Origin of the sequence: Streptomyces lushanensis (genome assembly GCF_001700515.1) — a bacterium.
GTDB lineage: Bacteria > Actinomycetota > Actinomycetes > Streptomycetales > Streptomycetaceae > Streptomyces > Streptomyces lushanensis.
The window spans coordinates 21399-46559 of sequence record NZ_MAUD01000112.1; the positions used below are offsets into that span (position 1 = coordinate 21399).

At 70.8% G+C, this 25161-nt stretch carries 19 protein-coding genes; 5 read left to right on the forward strand and 14 right to left on the reverse strand.

Annotated elements, in window-relative coordinates; all coding sequences use genetic code 11:
• Positions 1-69: 69 nt before the first annotated feature.
• Positions 70-2196, reverse strand: a complete 2127-nt coding sequence (locus tag BFF77_RS10535) for a DNA gyrase/topoisomerase IV subunit B (RefSeq protein ID WP_066946826.1) — start codon at positions 2194-2196, stop codon at positions 70-72.
• Between the two features lie 457 nt (positions 2197-2653).
• Here BFF77_RS10535 and BFF77_RS10540 point away from each other — a divergent pair, with 457 nt between their 5' ends.
• Positions 2654-2884 (forward strand): DUF7455 domain-containing protein, encoded by a 231-nt coding sequence (locus BFF77_RS10540; RefSeq protein WP_066946828.1) that lies wholly within the window; start codon positions 2654-2656, stop codon positions 2882-2884.
• A gap of 88 nt (positions 2885-2972) precedes the next feature.
• On the opposite strand, the gene BFF77_RS10545 is transcribed toward BFF77_RS10540, so the two are convergent.
• The 7 genes from BFF77_RS10545 to BFF77_RS10575 form a co-directional block, all read right to left on the reverse strand.
• On the reverse strand, positions 2973-3821 hold the full coding sequence (locus tag BFF77_RS10545) for a S1 family peptidase (RefSeq protein WP_066946830.1): 849 nt from the start codon (positions 3819-3821) through the stop codon (positions 2973-2975).
• A gap of 190 nt (positions 3822-4011) precedes the next feature.
• The gene (locus BFF77_RS10550; RefSeq protein ID WP_066946886.1) at positions 4012-5565 is read right to left on the reverse strand and encodes an RNA polymerase sigma factor; all 1554 of its coding nucleotides are present in this window, start codon (positions 5563-5565) and stop codon (positions 4012-4014) included.
• Positions 5566-5906: 341 nt separating this feature from the next.
• Positions 5907-6794, reverse strand: a complete 888-nt coding sequence (locus tag BFF77_RS10555; protein WP_169922647.1) for a FadR/GntR family transcriptional regulator — start codon at positions 6792-6794, stop codon at positions 5907-5909.
• Positions 6795-6954: 160 nt separating this feature from the next.
• A complete protein-coding gene (locus tag BFF77_RS10560) occupies positions 6955-8934 on the reverse strand; it encodes an ATP-binding cassette domain-containing protein (RefSeq protein ID WP_066946835.1) in 1980 nt (659 codons plus the stop codon).
• 194 nt (positions 8935-9128) lie between these two features.
• Positions 9129-9893 (reverse strand): NUDIX hydrolase, encoded by a 765-nt coding sequence (locus tag BFF77_RS10565; protein WP_066946838.1) that lies wholly within the window; start codon positions 9891-9893, stop codon positions 9129-9131.
• Positions 9894-10032: 139 nt separating this feature from the next.
• Positions 10033-12069, reverse strand: coding sequence for a glycogen debranching N-terminal domain-containing protein (locus BFF77_RS10570; RefSeq protein WP_079125006.1), 2037 nt, complete (start codon positions 12067-12069; stop codon positions 10033-10035).
• A 115-nt stretch (positions 12070-12184) separates the two neighbouring features.
• Entirely contained in the window at positions 12185-13471 is a 1287-nt protein-coding gene (locus tag BFF77_RS10575; protein WP_066946841.1) for a DUF4192 domain-containing protein, read from the reverse strand.
• 109 nt (positions 13472-13580) lie between these two features.
• Here BFF77_RS10575 and BFF77_RS10580 point away from each other — a divergent pair, with 109 nt between their 5' ends.
• Positions 13581-15752 (forward strand): RecQ family ATP-dependent DNA helicase, encoded by a 2172-nt coding sequence (locus tag BFF77_RS10580; RefSeq protein ID WP_066946843.1) that lies wholly within the window; start codon positions 13581-13583, stop codon positions 15750-15752.
• 213 nt (positions 15753-15965) lie between these two features.
• Positions 15966-16595 (forward strand): hypothetical protein, encoded by a 630-nt coding sequence (locus BFF77_RS10585; RefSeq protein ID WP_066946846.1) that lies wholly within the window; start codon positions 15966-15968, stop codon positions 16593-16595.
• A gap of 178 nt (positions 16596-16773) precedes the next feature.
• Here the strand turns inward: BFF77_RS10585 and BFF77_RS10590 are convergent, their stop codons facing one another.
• The 3 genes from BFF77_RS10590 to BFF77_RS10600 all read right to left on the reverse strand — a co-directional run bounded on the left by BFF77_RS10590 (position 16774) and on the right by BFF77_RS10600 (position 18995).
• Positions 16774-17412, reverse strand: coding sequence for a hypothetical protein (locus BFF77_RS10590; RefSeq protein WP_066946847.1), 639 nt, complete (start codon positions 17410-17412; stop codon positions 16774-16776).
• A 152-nt stretch (positions 17413-17564) separates the two neighbouring features.
• On the reverse strand, positions 17565-18275 hold the full coding sequence (locus BFF77_RS10595) for a ribonuclease HII (RefSeq protein ID WP_066946850.1): 711 nt from the start codon (positions 18273-18275) through the stop codon (positions 17565-17567).
• 93 nt (positions 18276-18368) lie between these two features.
• On the reverse strand, positions 18369-18995 hold the full coding sequence (locus tag BFF77_RS10600) for a TetR/AcrR family transcriptional regulator (RefSeq protein ID WP_066946852.1): 627 nt from the start codon (positions 18993-18995) through the stop codon (positions 18369-18371).
• A gap of 136 nt (positions 18996-19131) precedes the next feature.
• Between BFF77_RS10600 and BFF77_RS10605 the strand changes: the two genes are divergently transcribed.
• Positions 19132-20688 (forward strand): MFS transporter, encoded by a 1557-nt coding sequence (locus tag BFF77_RS10605; protein WP_066946855.1) that lies wholly within the window; start codon positions 19132-19134, stop codon positions 20686-20688.
• Between the two features lie 205 nt (positions 20689-20893).
• Here BFF77_RS10605 and BFF77_RS10610 read toward each other — a convergent pair whose 3' ends face one another.
• The 3 genes from BFF77_RS10610 to BFF77_RS10620 form a co-directional block, all read right to left on the reverse strand.
• Positions 20894-22651, reverse strand: coding sequence for a DUF4153 domain-containing protein (locus BFF77_RS10610; protein WP_066946859.1), 1758 nt, complete (start codon positions 22649-22651; stop codon positions 20894-20896).
• A gap of 212 nt (positions 22652-22863) precedes the next feature.
• Positions 22864-23523 (reverse strand): histidine phosphatase family protein, encoded by a 660-nt coding sequence (locus tag BFF77_RS10615; RefSeq protein ID WP_066946861.1) that lies wholly within the window; start codon positions 23521-23523, stop codon positions 22864-22866.
• A gap of 118 nt (positions 23524-23641) precedes the next feature.
• Positions 23642-24247: a YdbC family protein gene (locus BFF77_RS10620; protein ID WP_066946864.1), complete on the reverse strand. Its 606-nt coding sequence runs from the start codon at positions 24245-24247 to the stop codon at positions 23642-23644.
• 209 nt (positions 24248-24456) lie between these two features.
• On the opposite strand from BFF77_RS10620, the gene BFF77_RS10625 reads away from it, so the two are divergent.
• Positions 24457-24981: a TerD family protein gene (locus tag BFF77_RS10625; protein WP_066946866.1), complete on the forward strand. Its 525-nt coding sequence runs from the start codon at positions 24457-24459 to the stop codon at positions 24979-24981.
• The last annotated feature ends 180 nt before the right edge of the window (positions 24982-25161 follow it).

Below are 25161 nucleotides of genomic sequence, written 5' to 3' on the forward strand. Positions count from 1 at the left end.
GGCAACACATGCTCGGCAGCCCACGCGCGACAGGACGCGCCACGAGGACGCGCCCAAAAAAATAGCGGCTCAGGCGTCGATGCGGGAGCGGTCCAGCGTCGCCGCGGAGCTGGTGATGAACTCCTTGCGGGGTGCCACCTCGTTGCCCATCAGCAGGTCGAAGATCTGCTCGGACGACTCCAGGTCCCCGATGTTGATCCGCCGCAGGGTGCGGTGGCGCGGATCCATCGTGGTCTCCGCGAGCTGGTCGGCGTCCATCTCGCCCAGGCCCTTGTAGCGCTGGATGGAGTCCTTGAACCGGATGTTCTTGCGCTGATACTCCAGCAGCGTCTGGCGCAGTTCGTTGTCCGAGTACGTGTACACGTACTTGTCCTGGCCCCGCTTGGGCTGCACCAGCTCGATCCGGTGCAGCGGCGGTACGGCGGCGAAGACCCGGCCCGCCTCCACCATCGGCCGCATGTAGCGCTGGAAGAGCGTGAGCAGCAGACAGCGGATATGGGCGCCGTCCACATCGGCGTCGACCAGGAGCACGATCTTGCCGTAGCGGGCCGCGTCGATGTCGAACGTACGGCCCGAGCCCGCTCCTATGACCTGGATGATCGCCCCGCACTCGGCGTTCTTGAGCATGTCCGAGACGGACGACTTCTGGACATTGAGGATCTTGCCCCGGATCGGCAGCAGCGCCTGGAACTCGCTGTTCCTGGCGAGCTTGGCCGTACCGAGCGCGGAGTCCCCCTCCACGATGAACAGCTCGCTGCGGTCCACGTCGTCGCTGCGGCAGTCGGCGAGCTTGGCCGGCAGCGAGGAGGACTCCAGCGCCGTCTTCCTGCGCTGCGCCTCCTTGTGCTGGCGGGCCGCGATCCGCGTACGGGCGGCGGCGACGGCCTTCTCCAGCACGGCCCGTGCCTGCGCCTTGGCGTCGCGCTTGGTCGACGTCAGGAATTCCTTGAGTTCCTTGGCCACGACATTGGAGACGATCCGGTTGGCCGCCGACGTGCCCAGGACCTCCTTGGTCTGGCCCTCGAACTGCGGCTCCGCGAGCCGCACCGTGACCACGGCGGTCAGGCCCTCCAGGGCATCGTCCTTGACGATGTCGTCCTCGGCGACCCGCAGCATCTTGGCCGAGCGCAGCACCTCGTTGACCGTCCTGGTCAGCGAGCGCTCGAAACCGCTCACATGCGTACCGCCCTTGGGCGTCGCGATGATGTTCACGAACGACTTGACGGCGGTCTCGTACCCGGTGCCCCAGCGCAGCGCGATGTCGACGCCCAGCTCCCGGGTCACCTCGGTGGGCGTCATGTGCCCGCGGTCGTCCAGGACCGGCACGGTCTCCTTGAAGGTGCCCTGGCCGGTCAGCCGGAGGACGTCACAGACGGCCTTGTCCTGCGCCAGATATTCACAGAACTCGCTGATGCCCCCGTCGAAACGGAAGGTCTCCTCGACCGTGCCGTTGCCCTCGCTCTCGCCGGCCGCGCGCTCGTCCCTGACGACGATGGTCAGTCCGGGGACCAGAAAGGCGGTCTGGCGGGCGCGCTGGTGCAGCGTCTCCAGGGAGAGCTTGGCGTCCTTGAGGAAGATCTGCCGGTCGGCCCAGTAGCGCACGCGCGTACCGGTCCGGGTCTTGGGCACCCGCTTGCCCTTGATCAGCCCGTTCGCCGGGTCGAACGGGCTGTCGGGTCCCGGCTCGGTGAAGATGCCGGGGACTCCGCGCCGGAAGCTGATCGAGTGGGTGGCGCTGTTGCGGTCCACCTCGACATCGAGCCGGGCGGAGAGCGCGTTCACCACGGAGGCGCCCACGCCGTGCAGACCGCCGGAGGCTGCGTACGAGCCACCGCCGAACTTTCCGCCGGCGTGCAGCTTGGTCATGACGACCTCGATGCCGGACAGGCCGGTCTTGGGCTCGACGTCGACCGGAATGCCCCGGCCGTTGTCCTTGACCTCGACCGAGCCGTCCTCGTGGAGGATCACGTCGATGTGGTCGCAGTACCCGCCCAGGGCCTCGTCCACGGAGTTGTCGATGATCTCCCAGAGGCAGTGCATCAGACCGCGGCTGTCGGTCGAGCCGATATACATTCCGGGTCGCTTGCGGACCGCTTCGAGCCCCTCAAGGACGAGCAGGTGCCGCGCGGTGTAGTTGGAGCCGTCACGGTCTGCGGTCAGCAGCGCAGTGGACGGCACGGACGTCTCGGCGGTCACGCGGTTCGCTCCTCGCTGAATTTGAGATGTGGCCCCGTGGGGTAAAGGCCCGGCGTCTGTCACCGGTCAGAGGGTACAGAGCCCTGGTAGAGCCGTTGTCACGCCACCCTCGCGATTTCTTATGCTAGTCCACGGTCGCATAGGTGTTCGATCCCTCGACGGGGTGAAGCACACATCACGTTCCCTTCCAGGCATGAACCATTTAGGCTCCGGGCACGTCCTCATCAACAACCGGCAAGCCAGCCGGCGAGGGCGCTCCCCACTGACAAGCACTGTCAAGCAACGCGAAACCCGTAGAGCGAAGCCCAGCGAAGCGATACGGCCCATTCGCCGCCAACCGCCAGCAGCCAGCCACCCGGAAAGAAGTTTTCAAGGAAAAGCCGAGAGCGGGAACGTTTTCGGCCTGGTTGGATGTTGACCCTGGTACGACAGCTCGTCGAGCTAGAGAAGAGGCGACGTGACTACTGTTCTGACCCCCGCGAGCCCGCTGACCGCGGCTGACCGCTGCGACCGCTGCGGCGCGCAGGCCTATCTGCGCGTCGTCCTGATCAGCGGTGGTGAACTGCTCTTCTGCGCCCACCACGGACGTAAGTTCGAGCCGGAACTCAAGAAGATCGCCGCGGAAATACAGGATGAGACCGACCGACTGACGGCCGTGCCGGTCGGCGGCGGTGAAGAGGAGCGCTGACACCTCGCATCCACGACGAGCCAGGGGCCGGGCCTTCCGGCCGACGGGCGGCCACTCCCGCTGAGTGCGGGGTGGCCGCCTGTTCTCGTCAGCGCGGGACCTGTGCCCCCACGGCGGCGGCGACCGCCCCGACCCCGGTGGTGATCCGGGTGTAGACCCCGGGACTGTCCGAGCGCCCGCAGCCGCTGCCCCAGGAGACCAGCCCGATGAGGCGTCCCTGGGCCACCAGCGGCCCTCCGCTGTCGCCCTGGCAGGCGTCGTGCCCGCCCGCGGGATCGCCCGCACAGAGCATCGTGGAGGGCTCGTAGCGGCCACCTGAGCCGCCCGGGTACGCCCGCGAGCAGTTCGCGTCCGGCAGGACCGTCACCGGCGCGGAACGCAGGGAGCTCGCGTAGTCGCCGTCACCGGAGGTGTCGCCCCAGCCGTAGACGGCGGCGGCGGTCCCCGGCTCCGCGGCGGAGTCCCCCGGCTCGGCCGGCCGGATCGCGTACCTCCTGGGCAGTGCGCGCTCCAGCGTCAGCACGGCCAGATCGGCCGCGTTGGTGCCCGGGTCGTACGCCGGATCGACCTGCACGGACCGTACGGAAACGACATGCCCGCCCTTGGCGCGCAGCCGGTCCCGCCCCGCGATGATCCTCAGATCGCGCACCTGTCCCGGAGGCCCTCCGAGCACATCCGGGCTCATACAGTGGGCGGCCGTCAGCACTTTCGTCGGAGCCACCACCACACCCCCGCAGAACTGGCCCGCGCGCGTACCGCCGAAGCGGTCATGGCTGGACACGGCCACGACCCAGGGGCTGTCGGCGGCCCGGACCGGCTGGCCACCGATGACCACACTCTCGGCGACGGCGGGCGACGGCGACAGAAGCGGCGGCAGGACCCCCGCCGCGATCGCGGCCACTCCTCCCGTCAGCACTCGGGCAAGCGAATGACGCATACGGGCTCCTGACTCTCCGGTGAAGACGTATCTACCCAGAGTCATCCTCCCGTGCCCGTCCCGCACCCCGCGCACGAGGCGAAGGCCCGGATCCGCAGTGGCATCCGGGCCTTCGAACGTGCTTCGGTGCGCCCCGGAAAGAAACCTGATCGAGACGGTCCCGGCCGGGGCGGCCGTGGTCGAGGCGGTTCTAGTCGAGATAGTCGCGCAGGACCTGCGAACGCGACGGGTGGCGCAGCTTCGACATGGTCTTGGACTCGATCTGACGGATACGCTCCCGCGTGACGCCGTAGACCTTGCCGATCTCGTCCAGCGTCTTGGGCTGGCCGTCCGTGAGGCCGAAGCGCATGGAGACCACGCCCGCCTCACGCTCGGAGAGGGTGTCGAGCACCGAGTGGAGCTGCTCCTGAAGCAGGGTGAAGCTGACCGCGTCGGCCGGGACGACCGCCTCGGAATCCTCGATGAGGTCTCCGAACTCGCTGTCGCCGTCCTCGCCCAGCGGGGTGTGCAGCGAGATCGGCTCACGGCCGTACTTCTGGACCTCGATGACCTTCTCGGGGGTCATGTCGAGTTCCTTGGCCAGCTCCTCCGGGGTGGGCTCACGGCCCAGGTCCTGGAGCATCTGGCGCTGGACGCGCGCGAGCTTGTTGATGACCTCGACCATGTGCACCGGGATACGGATGGTGCGGGCCTGGTCGGCCATGGCACGGGTGATCGCCTGACGGATCCACCAGGTGGCGTACGTGGAGAACTTGTAGCCCTTGGTGTAGTCGAACTTCTCGACCGCGCGGATCAGACCGAGGTTCCCCTCCTGGATCAGGTCCAGGAAGAGCATGCCGCGGCCGGTGTAGCGCTTGGCCAGCGAGACCACGAGCCGGAGGTTGGCCTCCAGCAGATGGTTTTTGGCGCGTCGGCCGTCCTCCGCGATGATCTCCAGCTCACGCTTGAGCTTGGGCGCGAGCTTGTCGGAGTTGGCCAGCTTGTCCTCGGCGAAGAGTCCGGCCTCGATGCGCTTGGCGAGTTCGACCTCCTGCTCGGCGTTGAGGAGCGGGACCTTGCCGATCTGCTTCAGATAGTCCTTGACCGGGTCGGCGGTGGCACCGGCGACGGCGACCTGCTGGGCCGGCGCGTCGTCCTCGTCGTCGTCGGAGAGTACGAAGCCCTTGTTCTCGCCCTCGGTCTCCTCCTCCTCGACCTTGCCGCCCTGGATCTCGTCGGTCGGCTCCTCGCCGTCCGCGACCTCGTCGGCGTCCTTCTTGCCCGCCACGGTCTTCTTGGCGGTCGTCTTCTTGGCGGCGGTCTTCTTGACCGCCGTCTTCTTGGCCACGGTCTTCTTCGCGGCGGTCTTCTTCGCGGGTACGACGGCCTCGTCGGCCGCCGTGTCCACGCTCTCCACCGCGTGAGCCGCGGTGGCAGCCGCGACGGTCTTCGCCGTGGCCGTCTTGGTCGCGACAGTCTTGGTGGCGGTGCGCTTGACCGGGCTCTTCGCTGCGACGCTCTTGCGGGTGCGCTTCGGCGACTCCGCGGCACTGACCATCAGCGTCACACCCTCTTCCTCGAGGATCTGGTTGAGGCTGCGCAGAACATTCTTCCACTGGGTTGGCGGAATCTGGTCGGCCTCGAAGGCCCGACGCACGTCATCGCCGGCGATCTGCCCATCAGCCTTTCCCCGCTCGATGAGCGCCATCACAGACTCGGACTCGGCGATCTCCGGCGGGAGCGTACGGGATGTGCTGGCCGACACGAACAACCTCTCGGAACGATGGAAACGGCTTCCGGCCCCGCCCAGGATCGGGCCGGAGCCGACGACCGTCGGCTGGGGATGTGCCGACGGCGCGGGTCAGGACCTCAGAGGGTGAATACAGCGCCACGTACGGCGGCCGTATTCCCTCCTCGGCTGTCACCTCTTAGGTCATCGCCCTGCCTCGAGGAGTGTTACGCCCAATCCACGTGGCCCGAGTCACACCTCATTTGCGACAAAGCGAGCAGAAGCGGGATCTAAGGCCCCACAATCGCATCGCCGGACCCTCCGGGTCCGGCGACACACGATGCGTACATCCCCGTACGTCCTGGCTGCGGCGGCGCTCAGTGCTCGCGCGGCGCGGGGACGACGCGCTCCACCTCGGGCTGCACGGTGAGCAGTTGACGCATGGCCGACTCCGCGGCGTGCGCGTCACCGGAGGCGAGGGCGTCGGCGATCCGCGTGTGGTGGGCGAGCGATGCCTCGGTGGGGCGGTCGCAACCGGTGATCGGTCCGCCGGAGACCTGGAGGGCGGCGGAAACGATGCCGGAGAGGTGCTCCAGCATGCGATTGCCGGCGAGCTGGATCAGCAGGGAGTGATATTCGGCGTCCGCACGCGCGAAGGTGATCGAGTCACCCTGGGCGAGGGCATGGCCCATGATCTCCACCATGTCGGTGAGCCGCTGCTGCACCTCCGCCCGGCCGTGGCCGGCCGCGAGACGTGCCGCGAGGGGCTCGATCGTCCAGCGCAGCTCGGTCAGCTCACGACGCTGGTCGTCCCGCTGCGGTCCGAAAGCCCGCCATTCGATGATGTCGGGGTCGAGCAGATTCCAGTCGCTCACCGGCCGGACACGGGTACCCACATTGGGCCGGGCACTCACGAGGCCCTTGGCCTCCAGCACGCGCAGCGACTCCCGCACCACGGTGCGGGAGACCTCGAAGCGCTGGCCGATCTCCTCGGGTACGAGCGGCCGGTCGGCGCCCAGATCCCCGGAGACGATCATCTGGCCGAGCTGCTGGACGAGTTGGCCGTGCAGTCCGCGGCCACGGCTGCTCGTCGTACGCCGTCCCACCCGGCCCAAATCGGTGTCGGCGCCCTCCCAGACGGGGGCTGCCGCGCGGTCGGCGCCGGGCGCCTCCGCGAAGGGGTAGCGGTCGAGTTCACCCGGGTCGGCGAGGCCGGAGTCGACGGAACGGGCGGCGGTCATCATGGTGTGCGCAAGGGTACTCACGCATCCTTTGTCGGCGTTGCTTCCATGAGCCTTGAGGTCTTTGGTGAAAAGCACACGAAAGGGTGATCGGCGCTCGCCCTTCGATTGACGCCTTATCGGAAAGAAGCTGGCTTTCTCAGGGGACTTGTGGACAGGAGGGCGGACTCCGGTCCTTCCTCGGTCACCAACGGGCTCTGCGGCGAAGGCCCATGAGCAGATATGCACAGAGAAGGACTGAAAGTGACAACGTCAGCGCCGCCGCGACCGGTTGAGCCATGAGTCTGACCGCGACCATCAGCCAGCGGTCGACCTGGCCGGGCCACTGGAGCCACGCCAGTTCACGGAGTCTGCCCGGGAGTCCGACCGTCGAACGCGCGGACGGACCGGAGAACGCCACCTGAAGCAGCGGGACGACCAGGGTCGGTACGGCGATGACGGCGGCCACTCCGGCGACCGCGGCCCGGAAGACCCCGGCGGCAAGCAGCCCCGCCCAGGCGGAGCCGATGGCGAGACCGGCCCAGCCGATGCCGAGCACCAACCAGTTGTCCGGTACCGGCACGGCGCCGGCGCCGTACACGAGACGCAGCACCCCGAAGTCGGCGACCACCGCGAGCAGGGTGAGCAGCAGGGCCGCCGCCGCCGTCACCACGGACTTGCCGAGCAGCAGCCCGACCCGGCGGGGAACGGTGCCGCGCGCACCGGCGAGCGCGGGGTAGCGGTACTCGTGGGCGAACGAGAGGGCGCCGAGCAGTCCGGCACCGAGCGCGGCGGGCGGCAGCGGCAGAAGGCCCGGCCACGCCGAGAGCAGACCGGGCAGCGGGGTCCCGCCGCTGCGGGCGAGGGTCACGGCGAGAACCATGGACGCGACAAGGACGGCTGCCGCGGTCAGATGGGTGCTGGGAACACCGAGCAGCCGGCGGAGTTCGTACCGCACCGGTCTGAGCGGGCTGCGGACCGGACGCGCCGACAGCGGGGGCGGCAGCGGACCGAGACCGTCGGGCGCCGCCTCGGCCCCGGATTCGGTGCGCGGACCGGAGCGTGTCCCGGCATGGGGTGCGATGTGCGGGGCGGGTCGCGGCGAGGCATGCGGCACCGTGTGCGGGGCGGCCACCGCTTCCGTCGGTGTCGTGTCCGCCTCGGCCCGCGCCTGCCGTGGCGTGAAGGCCCGAGCCGGGCCCGGTACGGAGACGGCGCGGAGGGAGGAGCCGGGACCACTGCCGGAGCCGGGACCGGGGACCGGGACGGAGACGGTGGCCGGGACCTGCGCGGGGCGGGGAACCGGGCCCGGGCCGGTGTCGCCGAACTCGTCGGCGAGCTGATGGACGAGGATGCCGTGCCGGAAGGCCGCCTCACCGATCTCGGGGCAGGTGCTGCCGAAGACGGTGAGCCGACTGCCCGCCTCGGCAACCACTTCGACGGAGCGTCTGCTCACGCGGGCCTCACGGCTCAGCACATCGGCGAGACGCGCGGCATGCGGTGTCCTGACCGCGACACGCGGACGCAGCCTGGTTCGGGCGAAGGCGGCCCCGTCCTGGTCGGCGACCAGGCGGCCGTCGTCGATGGTGACGACATGATCGGCGGTGCGGGCGGCCTCCTTGGGGTCGTCGGTGGTGTACAGGACGGTGCCGCCCTGGGCCGCGTGCGCGCTGAACAGCCCGAACAGCCAACTGGTCTCGCGCGGCGAGAGTCCTGCGGACGGCGCGTCGAGCAGCAGGGTGTGCGGATCGCCCAACAGCGCGGTGGCGAGGCCGAGTCTGCGTTCCATACCGAGCGAGAGCGTGCCGAGACGTTCGTCGCGCAGCCCCTGGAGACCCACGACGCCGAGGAGTTCGTCGGCGCGCGAGGCGGGGACGCCCGCGGCGGCGCCGAGCATCCTGAGCTGGCCCCTGACCGTGCGTCCGGGATGGCCCGGCACATCGCCGAGGAGCACGCCGATCTCGCGTGCCGGATGGGCGACGCGATGGAGCGGACGGCCGCGGAAGTAGGTGATCCCCCGGCCGGGTTGGAGTTCGAGCATCAGTCTGAGGGCGGTCGTCTTGCCCGCGCCGGAGGCACCGAGCAGCGCGGTGACGGTGCCGGGGCGGGCCTCGAAGGTCAGATCGTCCACGGCGGAGGTGCGGTCTCGACGGGGGGTGCTGGTCAGTCCGACGGCCTGGAGCATCGCTTCTCCCGCGGGGTGAGACCGCTCGGCGGCAGGGTGGGTACCGCAGCAAGATAACGCGACATGTCCGACTTGTAGCGCAGGACTGTCCCGCCCGGGTGTCTGGATGTCCGCGCGGAAGCCCCCGGCGGCGGCGCGGCCTGACGGCCCGTCAGGCCGAAGCCGTCCCGTCTGCGCGGCCGTCGCCGTCCCGCTCAGATCTCGGGGCGCAGCATCGGCGGGTTGAGTACGGTCGCTCCGCCGGCCCGGAAGAGCTGGGCGGGCCGGCCGCCCTGCCGGGTGGTGGTGCCTCCGGACGGGACCAGGAATCCTGGTGTCCCCGTCACCTTGCGGTGGAAGTTGCGCGGGTCGAGCGCCACGCCCCACACCGCCTCGTACACCCGGCGCAGCTCGCCGACGGTGAACTCGGACGGGCAGAACGCGGTGGCGAGCGAGGAGTACTCGATCTTGGAACGGGCCCGCTCCACACCGTCCGCGAGAATCTGCCCATGGTCGAAGGCGAGCTGCGCGGGCTGTTCGTCCTCGCGGACGAACCCACCGTCCTGGTTGAGCAGGGCCTCGACGGGGGCCCAGCGCGCGCTGTTGGCGTCACCGCCCGCCCGTGGGGCCGGAAGGTCGGGCGAGAGCGCCAGATGGGCGACGCTGACCACCCGCATCCGGGGGTCCCGTCCGGGGGCCCCGTAGGTCGCGAGTTGCTCCAGATGGGCCCCGTTCCCGGGCGCCGGTGCCTTGGGGTCGTCCGCGCAGAGCCCGGTCTCCTCGGACAGTTCCCGTGCCGCCGCGTCGGCGAGATCCTCGTCGGCCCTGACAAAGCCGCCGGGCAGCGCCCATCGGCCCTGGAACGGCGGCTCTCCACGCCGTACGACCAGCGCGCAGAGCGCGTGGCGCCGCACGGTGAGCACGACCAGGTCGACGGTGACGGCGAAAGCGGGGAAGGTCGACGGGTCGTAGGGCGACATGCCGTGATCATAGTCGTCTGCCTGACGATAAACACTCCTCCGGTCATGACCACCGACTACTTCTTTCGCTCACCCGGCCGTCATGTGCCGACGGCATGTCCGGGCCGAACGGGGCACGCTCATCCGGCTCCGCCGAGGCTCATCCGTCGCCGCCGCCGAGTTGGAGACCGCTCGCCGCTTCCTCCACCATTCCGAGTCCGAGCCGGCTGACCCGTACGGAGAAGGGCTCCCCCGCGACCCGCAGCCCGCTGAGCCGGACAGCCCCGAGCGGGGCCGAGCGGACCGGGTGGAGCGCAACGGTGCCGCCGGAAGCGTCGGGGCGGACCCCGACGAGCGCGGTGAGCATATGAATGCCCGCGGCGGCGGCCACGGCGGCCGGACGGCATGCCGTGGGGTGCGGCACGGGCGCGCCTGCGGCGATGCGCTGCTCCCCCGCGTACATCTCCGGCAGCCGGTGGCCGAAAGCCTCCGCCGCGTCGAGCACTCCGCGCAGCAGGGACGCGGCTTCCTTCTCATGGCCGGCCGCCGCCAGACCGGCGACCGCGACGGCCGTCTCGTGGACCCGGACGGCACCCGCGCGATGACCGAACGGATTGTGTCCCGGCTCTCCGGCGCCGAGACCGCGCAGCCCCCAGCCGGAGTCCAGTGCTGGACTGCCGAGCACACGGGCCAACTGCTCGGTCCGCGCCCGGTCCAGCAGTCCCGGGGCCGCTCCGCCCCCGCCGAGCAGACCGGTGTCCAGGAGATGGGCGAGGCTGCCGCTCGGAAACGGAAGCAGCCGGCCGTCGCGGAGACGCGCGGCGGCCGGACGACCGCCCGCGCGGTCCTCGATCCAGAACGTCTCCGCGAACCGCAGCCGCAGCGCGTCCGCCCATTCGCGCCACCCGTCGGCCCCCGGCCGTCCGCATGCCTCCAGCAGATCGGCTCCGAGCAGGGCCGCGCGGTGTGCGTGGGCCTGGGTCTCCACACGCTGCGGCCCGGCGGGGCCCGGCTCCCCGAGCAGCGCGCCTCCGTCCACGGCTGCGCGCAGCCAGTGCAGGCAGCGCTCAGCGGCCGGCAGCAGCTCGGCCAGCTCGCTCTCGGGAAGTCCCCAGCGGCGTGCCTCGGCGAGGACCACAGGGAAGGCGAGCGTCGCCTCCACTCCGGTGCAGCTCGGCGGCAGATGAGGACCCGCGTCCCGCAGCGGCCCGGGAAGCCGCCCGAAGTCCTGTCCGTTGCCGGTGAACTGGCCCCGGGCGACCGCGCGCAGCGTGCCCGCTGCCAGCCGGGTGCCGAGCGGAAGCGCCATCCGTACGGCCCAGAGGGCCTCGGCGGCGGGCGGTCCGAAGCGCCAGGGCACACCGGCGGCGGGATGAAGATCGGCGGGACCGCCCGGCCCTCGTACCAGCAGCCCCCGGAGATCACCGAGGCTCGCGGCGAACAGCGCCTCCACCCGGGGATCGTCCCCCTCGGCCGTCGCCTCCGGCAGTGGATTGCTCCCTGTCCGGCCCGTCGGCCGTACGGGCCGGCCGGAGCGGATCCGCAGCTCGATCGTGCGGGCGGCCCCGGGCCCCAGCTCCACTTCCCAGCGCAGCAGTCCCGCCGAGGCCAGCGCGTCCTGGGGCGCCGGGGACGCGGTGACGACGGCGGATCCGCCATCGGGCGCGGACCAGCGCAGCCCCGCGGTGTGGACGGCCGCGGGCAGTTCGGGCCCGGCCCGGCCGGCTCCGATCGCGGCCAGTTCCGCCAGGTCGCTGCCGAAGGAGATCTCCACCGGGAATCTGCGGATCCGGCGGGCCGAGCTGTGCAGGGTGATCCACTCCGTGCCGTCGGCGTCCCGTACCCGCTCGACAGTGATCTCCGGGTCGGGCCCTGCGTCATCGGGTGTGCGGACCACCGCCAGGAACCGCGCCCGGTCGGCGGCGACCAGCCTGCCCTGGACCGGAAGAGGCTCCCGTCCGGCAATCCGCAGCCGGCAGCGGGAGAGCAGACGCCTGCCGGACTGGTAGAAGCCCTCGATCCCCTCGCCGGTGAGCTGTCCGTGCTCGGCCGAGACCGCGAGACACGGCAGCGCGACACAGAGCAGGACATGGTGCGCGGCGGGCGGCCCGGCACACGGGACGGCCTTTCTCCGCCCGGCCCCGGAGGAGACGGCTCGCGGCGGCTCGCTGTTCGGAGGAGGGACAGTGAGGGCCATGGGTGATCTGCTCTGCCTTCTGTGCGCACCGGAGGGCCGCCGTCCGTGCGGCGGCGCGGCTCGTAGGACTCCGCCACAGAGGTGAACGCCCGGTCGCCCGACCTGGTCACGGCCGTCATCGCCCGCTCCTGCTGCCACGCCTGCCAGGGCGCCGGGGCGCACGGCCCCGCGCCGTCCCGCCGGGACGCGCCGCGGGCGGCAGTGCCGTGCGTGGCACGGGCGGACGCGCCGCGCGCGACGCGGTCCGCCCTTCCTTGCCGCGCGCACCCGGCAGAGCGCGGGCGGCACGCTCCTGACGGAGGCAGCGGCGCAGCGTCTCGGGATCGAGCCCTTCGTTGCACGCCTGGTGGAGTAGTTGCGCGAAGACATACCGCGGGTCGAGACGCAGGGCGAGTCCGAGGGCGACCCGGGCGGCCGGTTCGTCACCGGTGGACCACGCGACCCAGCCGGCCAGGGTGAGCGGGGCGGTCGCGTGTTCCGCGTAGGGGCCGACGCAGCGACGGGAGAGCGCGCGCCAGAGCCGCAGAGCCGACTCGGCCCGCGGCCCCTCCATCCACTCCGCGGCCCGGTCCCGTGTCTCGCGGTCCTGGAGCCCGAGGATGACGGCCGCCGCCTCGTCATGGCTGATGAGCCGGTCGTCCTCCACATCCATGTCGGCTTCTCCCCCGCGCGGCGCCTCCCCGAGCCGCTTCATCAGCGTGCGCGCCGTCCGCAGTGTCTCCGCACCGACCTGTTCCCGGCTGCCTCCGATCAGGATCTTCGGCACCAGGGCCGCGCCCGCCTCGTCCAGCGCCCGCTCCTGGTCAACGGCGGCGGGCGTCCGCCAGGGCGACAGGCGCGCCTCCATCTCGCGCAGCGAGCCGCGCACCTGGACCCCGGCATAGGTGGCCGCCGCGGCCATCACGGACGTACCGGGCAGGGCCAGGCCGGTTCCCTCCGGCGGACAGCAGCGGACATCGGGGCAGCAGTAGGACCAGAAACGGCCGTCGGAGATGCAGAGCACCTCGTACACGGGGACATCGAGGCCCCCGCACGCGGTACGCAGCCCCTGCGCCAGCGGGCGGAGCCGCTCCATCACCTGCCGGCCCGTCCCGCCCTCCGCCGGATCCTGGCAGAGGAAGACGACAATGCCGTCCGGGCGGGAGCCGCGCCGCGCGCTTCCTTCGATGAGGGACTCCGCGAGCTGCTCGGCCACCGGCGGCCATTCCTGCGGCGAGCGCGGGATGCCGAGCCTGAGGCGCCCGCCGAAGCGTCCGTGGTCGCCGTGCAGCGCGACCATGACGACGGAGTCGGTGGGATGGAAACCGAGCAAGTACGGGAGGGCGTCGGCGAGTTCCGCGGGACTGCGCAGGGTGATCTGCGGGCGGTCGGCGGATCCGGTCGGTTCGTGGTGCTTGTTCATGGCTCGACCGTCCCGCAGCGGGCGAAATCCCGCGACCCCTGTGGATAACGTTATCCACAGGCTGGTGGCCGCATTCGCGCTTGTCCGGGCCATCGGGTTGCATGGGGGCATGACCAACGCAGACCGCGCGGCTCTCCGGGCCTCGGCCGATTCCGTACTCGCCCGCCTCGTCGGCGACGCCACCGGCGCCGCCCGGCTGCGCGAGGACCAGTGGCGGGCCATCGAGGCGCTCGTCGCCGACAGGCGCAGAGCGCTGGTGGTCCAGCGGACGGGATGGGGCAAGTCCGCGGTGTATTTCGTGGCGACCTCCCTGCTGCGGGAGCGCGGCGCGGGCCCGACGGTGATCGTCTCGCCGCTGCTCGCGCTGATGCGCAATCAGGTGGAGGCCGCCGCCCGAGCCGGGATCCGGGCCCGGACGATCAACTCGTCGAACGCGGAGGAGTGGGACACGATCCAGGACGAGGTGGCCGCGGGAGAGGTCGATGTCCTGCTGGTCAGCCCGGAGCGGCTGAACAATCCGGACTTTCGCGATCAGGTCCTGCCCCGGCTCGCCGCTGCGACGGGACTGCTGGTGGTGGACGAGGCGCACTGCATCTCGGACTGGGGCCATGACTTCCGTCCGGACTACCGGCGGCTGCGCACGATGCTCGCGGAGCTGCCGTCCGGTGTGCCGGTCCTCGCCACCACGGCCACGGCGAACTCCCGGGTGACCGCCGATGTCGCCGAGCAGTTGGGCACGGGGGCGGGGACGGACGCGCTCGTGCTGCGCGGACCGCTGGACCGGGAGAGCCTCAGTCTCCATGTGCTCCGGCTGCCGGACGCGGCGCACCGGCTGGCGTGGCTGGCCGATCATCTCGGCGAGCTGCCCGGCTCCGGGATCATCTATACGCTGACGGTCGCGGCGGCCGAAGAGGTCACGGCGTATCTGCGGCAGTGCGGGCACACCGTCGCCTCGTACACCGGGCGCACGGAGAACGCCGACCGTCAGCAGGCCGAGGACGATCTGCTGGCGAACCGGGTGAAGGCGCTGGTCGCCACCTCCGCCCTGGGCATGGGGTTCGACAAGCCCGACCTTGGATTCGTGGTGCATCTCGGCTCGCCCTCCTCCCCCATCGCCTACTACCAGCAGGTGGGCCGTGCGGGCCGTGGGGTGAAGCACGCCGAGGTGCTGCTGCTGCCCGGCAGGGAGGACGAGGCGATCTGGCAGTACTTCGCGTCGGTCGCCTTCCCGCCCGAGGAGATGGTCCGCCGCACGCTCGATGTCCTGGGCCGGGCCGAGCGGCCGTTGTCGCTGCCCGCGCTGGAACCTCTGGTCGAGCTGCGGCGTACGCGTCTGGAGACGATGCTCAAGGTGCTCGACGTGGACGGGGCGGTGCACCGGGTGAAGGGCGGCTGGACCGCCACGGGCCGGCCCTGGGCGTACGACACCGAGCGCTATGCCTGGGTGTCGCGTCAGCGCGAGACCGAACAGCAGGCGATGCGGGACTACGCGTCGACGGACGGCTGCCGGATGGAGTTCCTGCGGCGGCAGTTGGACGACGAGGAGGCTGTCCCGTGCGGCCGCTGCGACAACTGCGCGGGGACACGCTTCGAGGAGAAGGTGACCGCCGCCGCTCTCGACGCCGCGCGTGGTGAGCTGGGCAGGCCCGGTGTGGAGGTGGAGCCGCGCAAGATGTGGCCGACCGGGCTCTCGGCGGTCGGTGTCGACCTCAAGGGACGTATCCCGCCGGGCGAACAGTCCTTCTCCGGGCGGGCGTTGGGACGGCTGTCCGACATCGGCTGGGGCAACAGGCTGCGGCCGATGCTGGCGGCGCACGCCCCGGACGGCCCGGTGCCCGACGATGTGGTGAACGCGGTGGTGAGTGTGCTCGCCGACTGGGCCAAGGGACCGGGTGGCTGGGCCTCCGGCGCGGCCGGCGCGCCGCCCCGGCCCGTCGGGGTCGTCACCGTGGCCTCACGGAGCCGGCCCCGGCTCGTCGGCTCGCTCGGCGACCAGATCTCGCGGATCGGCAGGATGCCGCTGCTCGGGACGGTCGGGTACGGGCCAGGGGCGGCCGACGCCCATGTCTCCCGCACCAACAGCGCGCAGCGGGTGCGCGCGCTGCACGAAGCACTGACCGTACCCGCCGAGCTGGCCGGCGCGCTCGTCTCGGCGGGCGGTCCCGTCCTGCTCGTCGACGATCTCTCGGACAGCGGCTGGACTCTCGCGGTGGCCGCCCGGCTGCTGCGCAAGGCCGGGGCGGAGGGGGTGTTTCCGCTGGTCCTCGCCGTTCAGGCATGACATGAAGCACCAGTCGTACGACTGCGACCAAGGATATGACCGCCATAACCACCCATTCCAGTCAACGGCGCCAATTGCTCGTTGCCGCACGCCCCCGCGCCAAGGAGAATTGACACCACCCCGCACGATCGCTCGCGGTCCGCAAGGGCTGTGCCGAGGTGCGCCCCCGTCCGACTCCGCCCGCACTGTGGGCGCGTATGCGAAGGGAGCATCGTGACCTTCGGATTCGCTCCGTCCGCAGCCACTTCGATCAACGGGCCGGCGGGTTCCGCCAACCGCCTTGCCAGGATGCTCGACCTCGACGAATGGGCGGCGGCGGGAATTCCGCTGCTGCGCAATCCGCGCGAGGTGGTCAGCGGTCTGCACAGCAGACACCGGCCGACTCCTGCGACCGCGGTCGTGGCCGTCCTCGATCATGAGGAACGGCTCGCCGCCAGCGCCTCGTTCGTCCCGCGGGCCGCGCCGGTGGACGGCTGGGAGTTCCGCAACGCGCTGCTGGCACATCTGCGCCGTGTCATCCCGCACGATCTGCGCCGTCGCACGCCCATACGTACCGCCGTACTGCTCTACTGCCGTGAGGGCGACGAACGGTGGACGGAGGAGGACGGCGCCTGGATGTGGGGGCTGCGGGACGCCTGCACTCTGCACGGGCTGCGGTGCGGCGCGTACATCACGCTGACGCGCGGCGGCTGGCAGGTGCTGGGTGAGGAACGTGGAGGCCGTCGGCCCAACTCCATGTCCCCGCCGACCGATCTGGCGGAGACGGTGCTCGAAGCCGCTTCCTCTCCGGTGCGCGGAGGCGGCGTCGCCGTCGAGGCGCTGCGGCGCACGGCCGCCCGCTGACGGGAGCGGACGCACGGCCGCACATCGCACCGGGTGGCCGGAGGGTTTCCGCACGCGGGCGCACCACAGCGGCCCGGCCACCCCCTGAACGGGCAGCCGGGTCACGACCGGGACGTACGGACGCACGGACGCGGGCGTCAACACCCGCGCACCACACGCCGCACGGCTGTCGTACGGCTCAGACCCCCGCGCCGAGCACGGCGTTGATCCGCTCGGAGTCACCGCACACGACCAGCAGCGCGGTGGCCCGCTCCCGGGCCAGCGGCAGCACCCGGGCGGCGACGGCGTCACCGCCGCCGTTGACGGCGACGACCACGACGGGCCGCGACTGCGCACGGGCGACAGCGGCGGCGTCGGCGAAGAACACGTCTTCGCGGGCGTCGTGCTGGGCCCAGTAGGAGGTCTCGCCGAAGGACAGCTCATGGGTGGCCCATGGGTGCTGTTCCCCGGTGGTGAGGACCAGGATGTCGCCCGGCGCCCGGCCCGCTTCGAGCAGCAGGTCGACCGCCTCTTCCGCGGCGTCGAGCGCCCCGCCCGCCGGAGCCGGGATCAGCTGGATCTGAGGAGCGGAAGGAGTGGTGGGCCCGGACGCCTTGGGCTGCCCGGCGGAGCTCTGCGAGCGCTGCGCCGGCGGCGCGGGCCTCGCGGGACCGGGCCCCGGGCGACCGGGACGCGGTGTGGCCGCGGAGCGCGGCCCGGGTACGGGACGCGGACCGGGTACAGGACGAGGGGTCGGCGCGGTGCGGCCGGTGGCCGGGGTGGCGCTGGGACCCTGGGCTCTCTCGTGAATCTGAGGCTCCTGGGGGATGAGAGGCATGGCTGGATGTCTATCAAACGCCGACGCCGGAGGCATCGGCGGGTGGGCGCGTTCTCGGCCCGGCCCGCGGCCAGGGGCACGCGGGCGAAGAGGTCACCGGTTGTTCCAGAAGTCGGACGGATCGGAAGTCGGAGGTACCGGAGTCGGACGTGTCAGAAGTCGAAGCCGAGTTGGCCCCCGCTTTCCATGGCCGCGGCCCCCACGGGGATCCGGATCTTCTTGAGGTGCCGCCACCTGGGCAGCGAGTCGAGATAGGCCCACGAGAGCCGGTGGTGCGGTGTCGGCCCCCGCTCCTCCAGCGCCGCCTTGTGCACCGGTGAGGGATACCCGGCGTTGGCACCGAAAGCGAAAGGAACGTACTCCTCGGACGCCATGCCCAGTTCGGCCATCAGCGCGTCCCTGCGCACCTTGGCGATGACCGAGGCCGCCGCCACGGAGACACAGGACTGGTCGCCCTTGATGACCGTACGCACCTGCCAAGACCCTCCGAGATAGTCGTGCTTGCCGTCGAGGATCACCGCGTCGGGCCGTACCGGCAGCGCCTCAAGGGCGCGTACGGCGGCGAGCCTGAGCGCCGCGGTCATCCCCAGGGCGTCGATCTCCTCCGAAGAGGCATGCCCGAGTGCGTGCGAGGTGACCCACTTCTCCAGCTCACCTGCCAGCTCCGTACGGCGCTTGGGGCTGATCAGTTTGGAGTCGGTGAGACCGGCCGGCGGTCTGCGCAGTCCGGTGATGGCGGCGCACACCGTGACCGGCCCGGCCCACGCTCCGCGTCCGACTTCGTCGACGCCGGCGATGATTCTGGCGTCGGTGGTGGCGCGCAGCGAGCGCTCAACGGTGTGCGTGGGTGGTTCGTACGGCATGGCACCTGCAAGGTTACGCCGCCGGAACGCCGTGCGACAGACCGGGTACCGGCCGTCCTCAACAGCCTTGTCCGGCACGCCGCGCGGGATGCCTCAGCCGGTGCCCGACCGGAGCAGGGGCACCATCACCTGATCGATCATCCCGGCGATCTCACCATCGGCCCATTCACTTCCGCACACCTTGGAACGGAACATCATCAGAGCCGGAATCACATCGCGGATCAGTTCACCGGTGGCGTCCGGGCGTACATCGCCGCGCTGGATCCCGCGCTTCAACACCTCCGAGAAGAGCCGGTAGGACGGCTCGATGACACCCTCGACGATCAGACCGTGGAACCGTTCGGCGCTCGCCGCGTCGCATTCGTGAAGGACCGAACGCAGCGCGAATCCGGGCCGTGAGTACATCGCGTCCCGCACCAGGCGGCAGAGCTCGTACAGATCCTCGCGCACGCCCCCCCGATCGGGCGCCTCGTCGAGCGTGGGCAGCCCCGCCCGGAGCGCGTCGGCGACCAGATCCTCCTTGGAGGGCCACCGGCGGTACACCGCGGCCTTGCCGGTCCGGGCCCCGGCGGCGACGCCTTCCATGGTCAGCCCGTTCCAGCCGACCGTACTCAACTGCTCCAGCGCGGCTTCGAGGATCGCCCGCTCCAGCACGGGCCCGCGGCGCCGCAACGCCGCCGACTGCGACCGAGCGGTGGCCGCGGAGCGCGAAGAAACCATCAGTAACTCTCCATAGGGGACTGACACTCCGGAACGGCAGCTTCAGTGAACGCTTGCGTTCACTGAAGGGGACTCACTACCGTGAACTCAACAGTGAACGGATGCGTTCACTAATTCACCTGTGGGGGATCCAGCAGTGACAACCTCTCAACTCGAAAAACGGAACGAACCACCGGGCGCGGCCCGTCGGAGCGGGCGCCCGGGGATCGCCCTCACCGTCATCGCGGCCTGTCAGCTCATGGTCGTACTCGACGCGACCATTGTGAATATCGCGCTTCCGCATATCCAGGACGCTCTCAGCTTCTCGACCACGGATCTCTCCTGGGTCCTGAGCGCCTACACCCTGACCTTCGGCGGTCTGCTGCTGCTCGGCGGCCGGGCCGGCGACATCCTGGGCCGCCGCCGGGTCTTCATGACCGGCATCCTGCTCTTCACCCTGGCGTCCCTTCTGGGCGGTTTCGCCCAGGAACCCTGGCAGTTGCTCGCCGCCCGTGCGCTCCAGGGGGTGGGCGGTGCGATCGCCTCACCCACCTCGCTGGCCCTGATCACCACCACCTTCGCCGAGGGACCCGAGCGGAACAGGGCGTTCGGCGTCTTCGCCGCCGTCTCCGCCGGCGGTGGCGCGATAGGGCTGCTGGCGGGCGGCATGCTCACCGAATGGCTCGACTGGCGCTGGGTCCTCTTCGTCAATGTACCCATCGGTGTGCTGATCGCGGTCCTCGCGCCGATGTACATCAATGAGTCCGAGCGCCATCCGGGACGCTTCGACATCGCGGGCGCCGCGACGTCCACGCTGGGCATGGCGTCGCTGGTGTACGGATTCATCCGCGCCTCCGAGGAAGGCTGGCGCGACTCGCTGACGCTCGGCGCGTTCGCGGCCTCGGTGGTACTGCTCACCATGTTCGCGGTGATCGAGTCGCGGGCGAAGGAGCCCATCACACCGCTGCGGATGTTCGCCGACCGGAACCGGTCGGGTACGTACGTCATCATGCTGAGCCTGGCCGCCGCGATGTTCGGCATGTTCTTCTTCATCGTCCTTTTCGTACAGAACGTGCTCGGATACAGCCCGATCCAGTCCGGTCTGGCCTTCCTTCCCGTAACGGTCGCGATCATCATCGGCGCCGGACTGTCGCAGCGCTTCCTTCCGGTGCTCGGCCCCAAGCCGTTCATGGTGACCGGTTCGGCCATCACCGGTCTCGGTCTCTTCTGGCAGACGCTGATCACCCCGGACAGCTCCTATCCGGGCGGCGTGCTCGGGCCGCTGCTGCTCTTCGGCTTCGGCATGGGGCTGAACTTCGTCACGCTCACCCTGACCGCCGTCTCGGGTGTCGCGCAGCACGAGGCGGGTGCGGCCTCCGGGCTGCTCAACGCGAGCCAGCAGGTGGGAGGCTCTCTGGGGCTCTCGATCCTGGTCACCGTCTTCGGTACGGCCAGCCGCAACGAGGCGGAGAGGCAACTGCCGTCGTTCATGGCGGAGGCGAGCCCGGCGCAGAAGGCGGAGCTGGCGAAGACCCATGAGCTGCCGGGGCGCTGGGGACACGAGGTGCTGACACAGGGCATCTCGACGGCCTTCATCGCGGCGGTGGCCATGGTGGCGGTCGCGCTGCTGACGGCGGCGCTGGTGATCCGGGTACGCAAGAGCGATCTGGAAGCACTCAGCGGCAAGGCGGAGGCGGCGGGTCCGGTGGCCTAGCCTCCGCGCCAGGGTCCGGCCCGGGGCGCGGGCCACGAACCCGGGCACGAACCCGGACACGGACCCGATCCCTGGCGCGGACCTGTGCGCGGGCACGGACCCGGGCGCGGGTCCGGCAGGGTTACGAGTGCGGGCACGCGTACGGCACGCGTGTACGGGACGTCCCATGACCGGGCGTCCCGTACGCGCGTGCCGTACGCAACCGTCACAGTCCGTCGACGTCGATCCCGCCGGGGTACTCGATCCAGTCACCCCTCCCCCGGCACTCGGGTGGGTCGGTGACCTCCCGCTTCGCGAGGATGTCGCGCGCCCTGCGCTCGCTCCGGTTCGTCGCGTACCAGGGCCCGGCGTCCGAGCGGGACAGATTCTCCGCGATCCCGGCGAGCGCGCAGGAGCGCAGCGGCTCGGGCAGCCGGTCCAGTGCCGGTACGGCATCGGTGGACAGCTCCTGGAAGTACCCGGCGTCGAGCTTGTGCAGGCGCTCGTACCGGTCCACGTTGCTCTCCGCGACGAGCGCGTCCGGCGAGAGCAGCCCGAGAACGAGCACGGCCGCCCCGGCACTGGCGGCGACGGCGCGCGGCAGCCACCGTCCGCCCACGGCGCCCGCCACCAGGATCAGGACGAGCACCAGAGCGAGCCACAGCTCCATCGCCGCCACCGAGACACGCAGCCGCGTCAGTCCGTACTCCTCGACGTAGAGGTCCATCCGGCGCAGCGCGGAGGCGGTCACGACGAGTGTGAGAACGCAGAGAACACCGAGCACGGCCCGGACCAGCACGCCGTCACGGGCACCGTCGCGCGGGGCCCATCGGCGGGCCAGCCCGATGACGAGAAGGACGAGGAGCGTGACCCAGAGCAGTTGCCAGAAGCCCTGGCGGGCATATTCGGAACGAGTCAGTCCGGTCTTCTCGAAGACCTTGTGGTAGCCGCCGAACAGCACGGCGAGCTGGACGGCGATGAAGGCCGCGAAGAGCAGATCGAGAACGATCAGCGGAAGCGCCCACTCCATCCTGCCGCGGGCCCGGCCGGGACGTACGGTGATCCGGTCCCAGCGCAGGGGCGCCGCCGCGGTGTGCGCGGCGGCGAGAGCGCCGAGGAGTCCGACGACGAACAGCAGGAAGCGCCATGGTCCGTCGGCGGCCGACATCTCGGGAGTCAGACCGCCGATCAGATCGGCGAAGGCCGCGTCGGCGCCCGCGAAGAGCGCTCCGAACACGACCAGCAGCACCACGGCGACGACGACTCCGCGGATCAGCGGCATCAGCTGTTTCCGCGATCCTCCGGTGCGCTCGCGCAGACCGCGCAGGCCCCACGCCATGCCGCTGCCGATCGAACCGAGCAGACCGAACGGGCCGAACACCACACCCGGCCAGGTGCGGGAGCCGTGCAGCGCCAGCGAACCGAGCGCCGGAGCGGAGACGATGGCCAGGAAGGCCGGCAGACCGGCGTCGTTGAGTGCGGGAACGGCGAGCAGTGCGGCGCCGCCGAGGGCCCAGAGCAGCGTCCAGGGGTGCGGCCGGCGTCCGGCCTCCCGGGCGGCGAAGTAGGCGGCGAGGGCCGCGGGGACCGCCACGATCATCAGATTCAGGCCGACTCCTTCGCCCAGCATCAGGGCGCTGAGCAGGGCGGTCGCCAGGACCGACACGAGTGTGGCGGCGCTGACCGGGGCCGGGGTGACGGGACTGATCTCGGTGATCCACAGGGGCGGCTCGGGCCGCTGGGGCTGCCACTGCTGCCAGTCGGGCGGTGTCGCGCCCCGCGGCTGCTGTCCGGCGCCGGTTCTCCGTTCGCCCGGCCCGGCTTCCCGTTCACGGTCGGCTTTCGCCTCACCGCCGGCTTTCGCCTCACCGCCGGCTTTGCCCTCGCTCTGCCCGGCGTTCTGTTCGCCGCTCGTCCTCGGCTCGTGGCCCGGTCCCGGTTCCGGCTCCTCGGCCGGCGCGGGTATGGACGGTGCATCTGTCACAGGACCCCCTCCCGACCGGGTCCCGCGCGGCGGAGTGGCGCGTACGACCCGGTGTCTCGTCGGCACGCCCGTCGAAGATCATCGGACGGCGTGGCGGAAAGAGTAACCACGTGGACAAGGCCGTCCCGGAGTCCTCGGATGCCCCTGTGTCAGGACCGTGACAAACACATGCCGGCAGTGATCAGCCGGCTACGGCGTCCTGCTGTCCGGTGCTATCCGGTGCGGCCGTACGGCTCCGGGATGCGCCAGTGTTCGAACGGCCTGTCCAGGGTGTACCGGCCGTCCGCGCCGAGCAGCAGCGTCCGTGTCTCCGCGTTGCCCGGGTTCGACAGCGACTCGAACTCCGCGACCGACCAGTGGAACCACCGCATGCAGAACAGCCGCATGGTCAGCCCATGGGTCACCAGCAGTACGTTCTCCGGCGAGTCGGGCGCCTCGAAGCTCCGGTACAGGGACTCCAGGAAGGCGCCGACCCGGTCGTACACATCGGCGCCCGACTCGCCCTGCGCGAACCGGTAGAAGAAGTGCCCGTACGTATCGCGGTAGCTCTTCTGGAGGCGTACGTCCTCCCGGTCCTGCCAGTTCCCCCAGTCCTGCTCACGCAGCCGCGGCTCCTCCCTTATCCGCACCTGCTCCGGATCGAGACCGAAGAACTGGAACGTCTGATGCGTGCGTCGATAAGGCGAGACATAGACGCTGACCTGTTCCCGGCCGAACATCTCGCGCAGCCGGGCACCGGTCTCCTCGGCCTGGCGCCGGCCCTTCTCGGTGAGTCTCAGGGCATGGTCGGGCACGCGTTCGTACACCGTGTCATCCGCGTTGCCCTCCGACTCTCCGTGCCGGACAAGGACGATGCGCCTCGGTCGTGCCATGACCCGACCCTAGAGCGGTGCCGGGAAGCGGCGCCGACCGGGGCGTGCCGACGGGATGGACGACCGCCCGCGCACGCCTACCGGCGCACGCCTGCCGGTGCCGGGCGCGCGGGGTGCGTCACACCGTCCAGGTCGATTCGAGATCGACGACGTCCCCGGCCAGCGCCGCCACGTCCGCCGCCGTCTGCGCACGCAGCGTCAGCCGCTCCACCCGTTCGACCCGGTACTTCCCGTGCTCCGCCGCGGACTGCCACATCGAGAGCACGATGAACTCATGGCCCGGCGCCTCCCCGAACAGTCCGCGCACCATTCCGGGCGATCCCGCCATCGCGGGATTCCAGACCTTCTCCTGCATCAGCGCGAAGTGCTCGACGCGGTCCTCGTGGACCTTGCAGTGCGCGACGCGGACCACGTCCGCGTCGGTGAAGCGTGGCTCGAACCCGGTCTTCACATCGAAGCGATAATCAAACAGTTTGGTCTGGACGTCTCGGTATGTCCCCGATTGCGCCGTGGCCAGCCGGTCATGGGAGCGCGCCATGAAGGAGTCGTAGAACGCACGGCTCTCCCAGAACGCGAAGACATGGGCCACACCCGGCTTCGTCCGGCTCCAGCCCCCGCTCTGCCCCCGGAATCCCGGCTCGCCGAGCAACCCCGCCCATTTCCGCTGTCCGCGTTCAAAACCTCGTCGGTCGACCACGGTGCAGCGCGTCCACTTGACCAGCACCGCGCCATCGTACGGGGGCGGAGCGTGGCGCGGGTCACGCTCCGGCGGAGTGCACCGTAACCGGTTCGGCGGTACGAAGACGGTGCTCGGCGAGTATCGGCCAACGTGGCGTCAACTGGACAGATCGCGCCGCCTGTTGTCGGTGCCCCGGTCTAGCCTTGCGTGCGAGGCCCGGAGATCCGGCCCGGTCGCGAAGAGGGGGAAGACTGGTGAGCAGTCTCAACAGAGGAGTGACTAAGATCGAGGTCACGCTCAAATGGGACCCCAGTCCCCTGGGCGCGCCTCCGCACGATCTCGATCTCGTCGCGGCGACCTACACCTCGAAGGACCCGAGCGACAAGCCGGCCTATCTGGTGCACTTCGGAAGCCGCTCACCGGACGGCACGATCACTCTGGACCGGGAGAGCCAGACCGGCCAGGGCTTCGGCGCCGACGAGGAGATGACTCTGGAGCTGGACCGGCTGGCGGTCGCGTATCACCGCGTGGTGGTGGGCGTGGTCATTCAACAGCGCCATGGACGCAGGACGTTCGCCGACATAGTCGGCCCCGAGCTCCGTGTTCTCGAGGGATACACCGAGCTGGCGAAGCACGACTTCACGGGTGTCCCCGACGCCACCGGGGCGACTGTCGCGCAGTTCACCCGGGACGCCTCGGGAGCGTGGCAGTTCCGCACGGCGGTCCGCGGCTTCGACACCGACCCGCAGTCCTTCGGTGCCCTGATGGGCACCGCCTGACAGGACCGGCCCGGACCGGTGCCGTGCCGACGGCACGGCACCGACGGCACGGCAAAAGGGGATCGGTCCTTGGCCGATCCCCTTCACCCATCATCGCCGGGACTACGCCGACGGCCGGCGCGCCCGGTCCGAGGGCCGGGCGCCCGGGTGTGACGTCCGCGGTCGGACGTCACACCCGGC

Coding starts and splice junctions, on each gene's coding strand:
- BFF77_RS10545 (WP_066946830.1), bottom strand. CDS start 3,821: ATGCGTCATTCGCTTGCCCGAGTGCTGACGGGAGGAGTGGCCGCGATC.
- BFF77_RS10560 (WP_066946835.1), bottom strand. CDS start 8,934: ATGCTCCAGGCCGTCGGACTGACCAGCACCCCCCGTCGAGACCGCACC.
- BFF77_RS10565 (WP_066946838.1), bottom strand. CDS start 9,893: ATGTCGCCCTACGACCCGTCGACCTTCCCCGCTTTCGCCGTCACCGTC.
- BFF77_RS10570 (WP_079125006.1), bottom strand. CDS start 12,069: ATGGCCCTCACTGTCCCTCCTCCGAACAGCGAGCCGCCGCGAGCCGTC.
- BFF77_RS10575 (WP_066946841.1), bottom strand. CDS start 13,471: ATGAACAAGCACCACGAACCGACCGGATCCGCCGACCGCCCGCAGATC.
- BFF77_RS10580 (WP_066946843.1), top strand. CDS start 13,581: ATGACCAACGCAGACCGCGCGGCTCTCCGGGCCTCGGCCGATTCCGTA.
- BFF77_RS10590 (WP_066946847.1), bottom strand. CDS start 17,412: ATGCCTCTCATCCCCCAGGAGCCTCAGATTCACGAGAGAGCCCAGGGT.
- BFF77_RS10595 (WP_066946850.1), bottom strand. CDS start 18,275: ATGCCGTACGAACCACCCACGCACACCGTTGAGCGCTCGCTGCGCGCC.
- BFF77_RS10600 (WP_066946852.1), bottom strand. CDS start 18,995: ATGGTTTCTTCGCGCTCCGCGGCCACCGCTCGGTCGCAGTCGGCGGCG.
- BFF77_RS10615 (WP_066946861.1), bottom strand. CDS start 23,523: ATGGCACGACCGAGGCGCATCGTCCTTGTCCGGCACGGAGAGTCGGAG.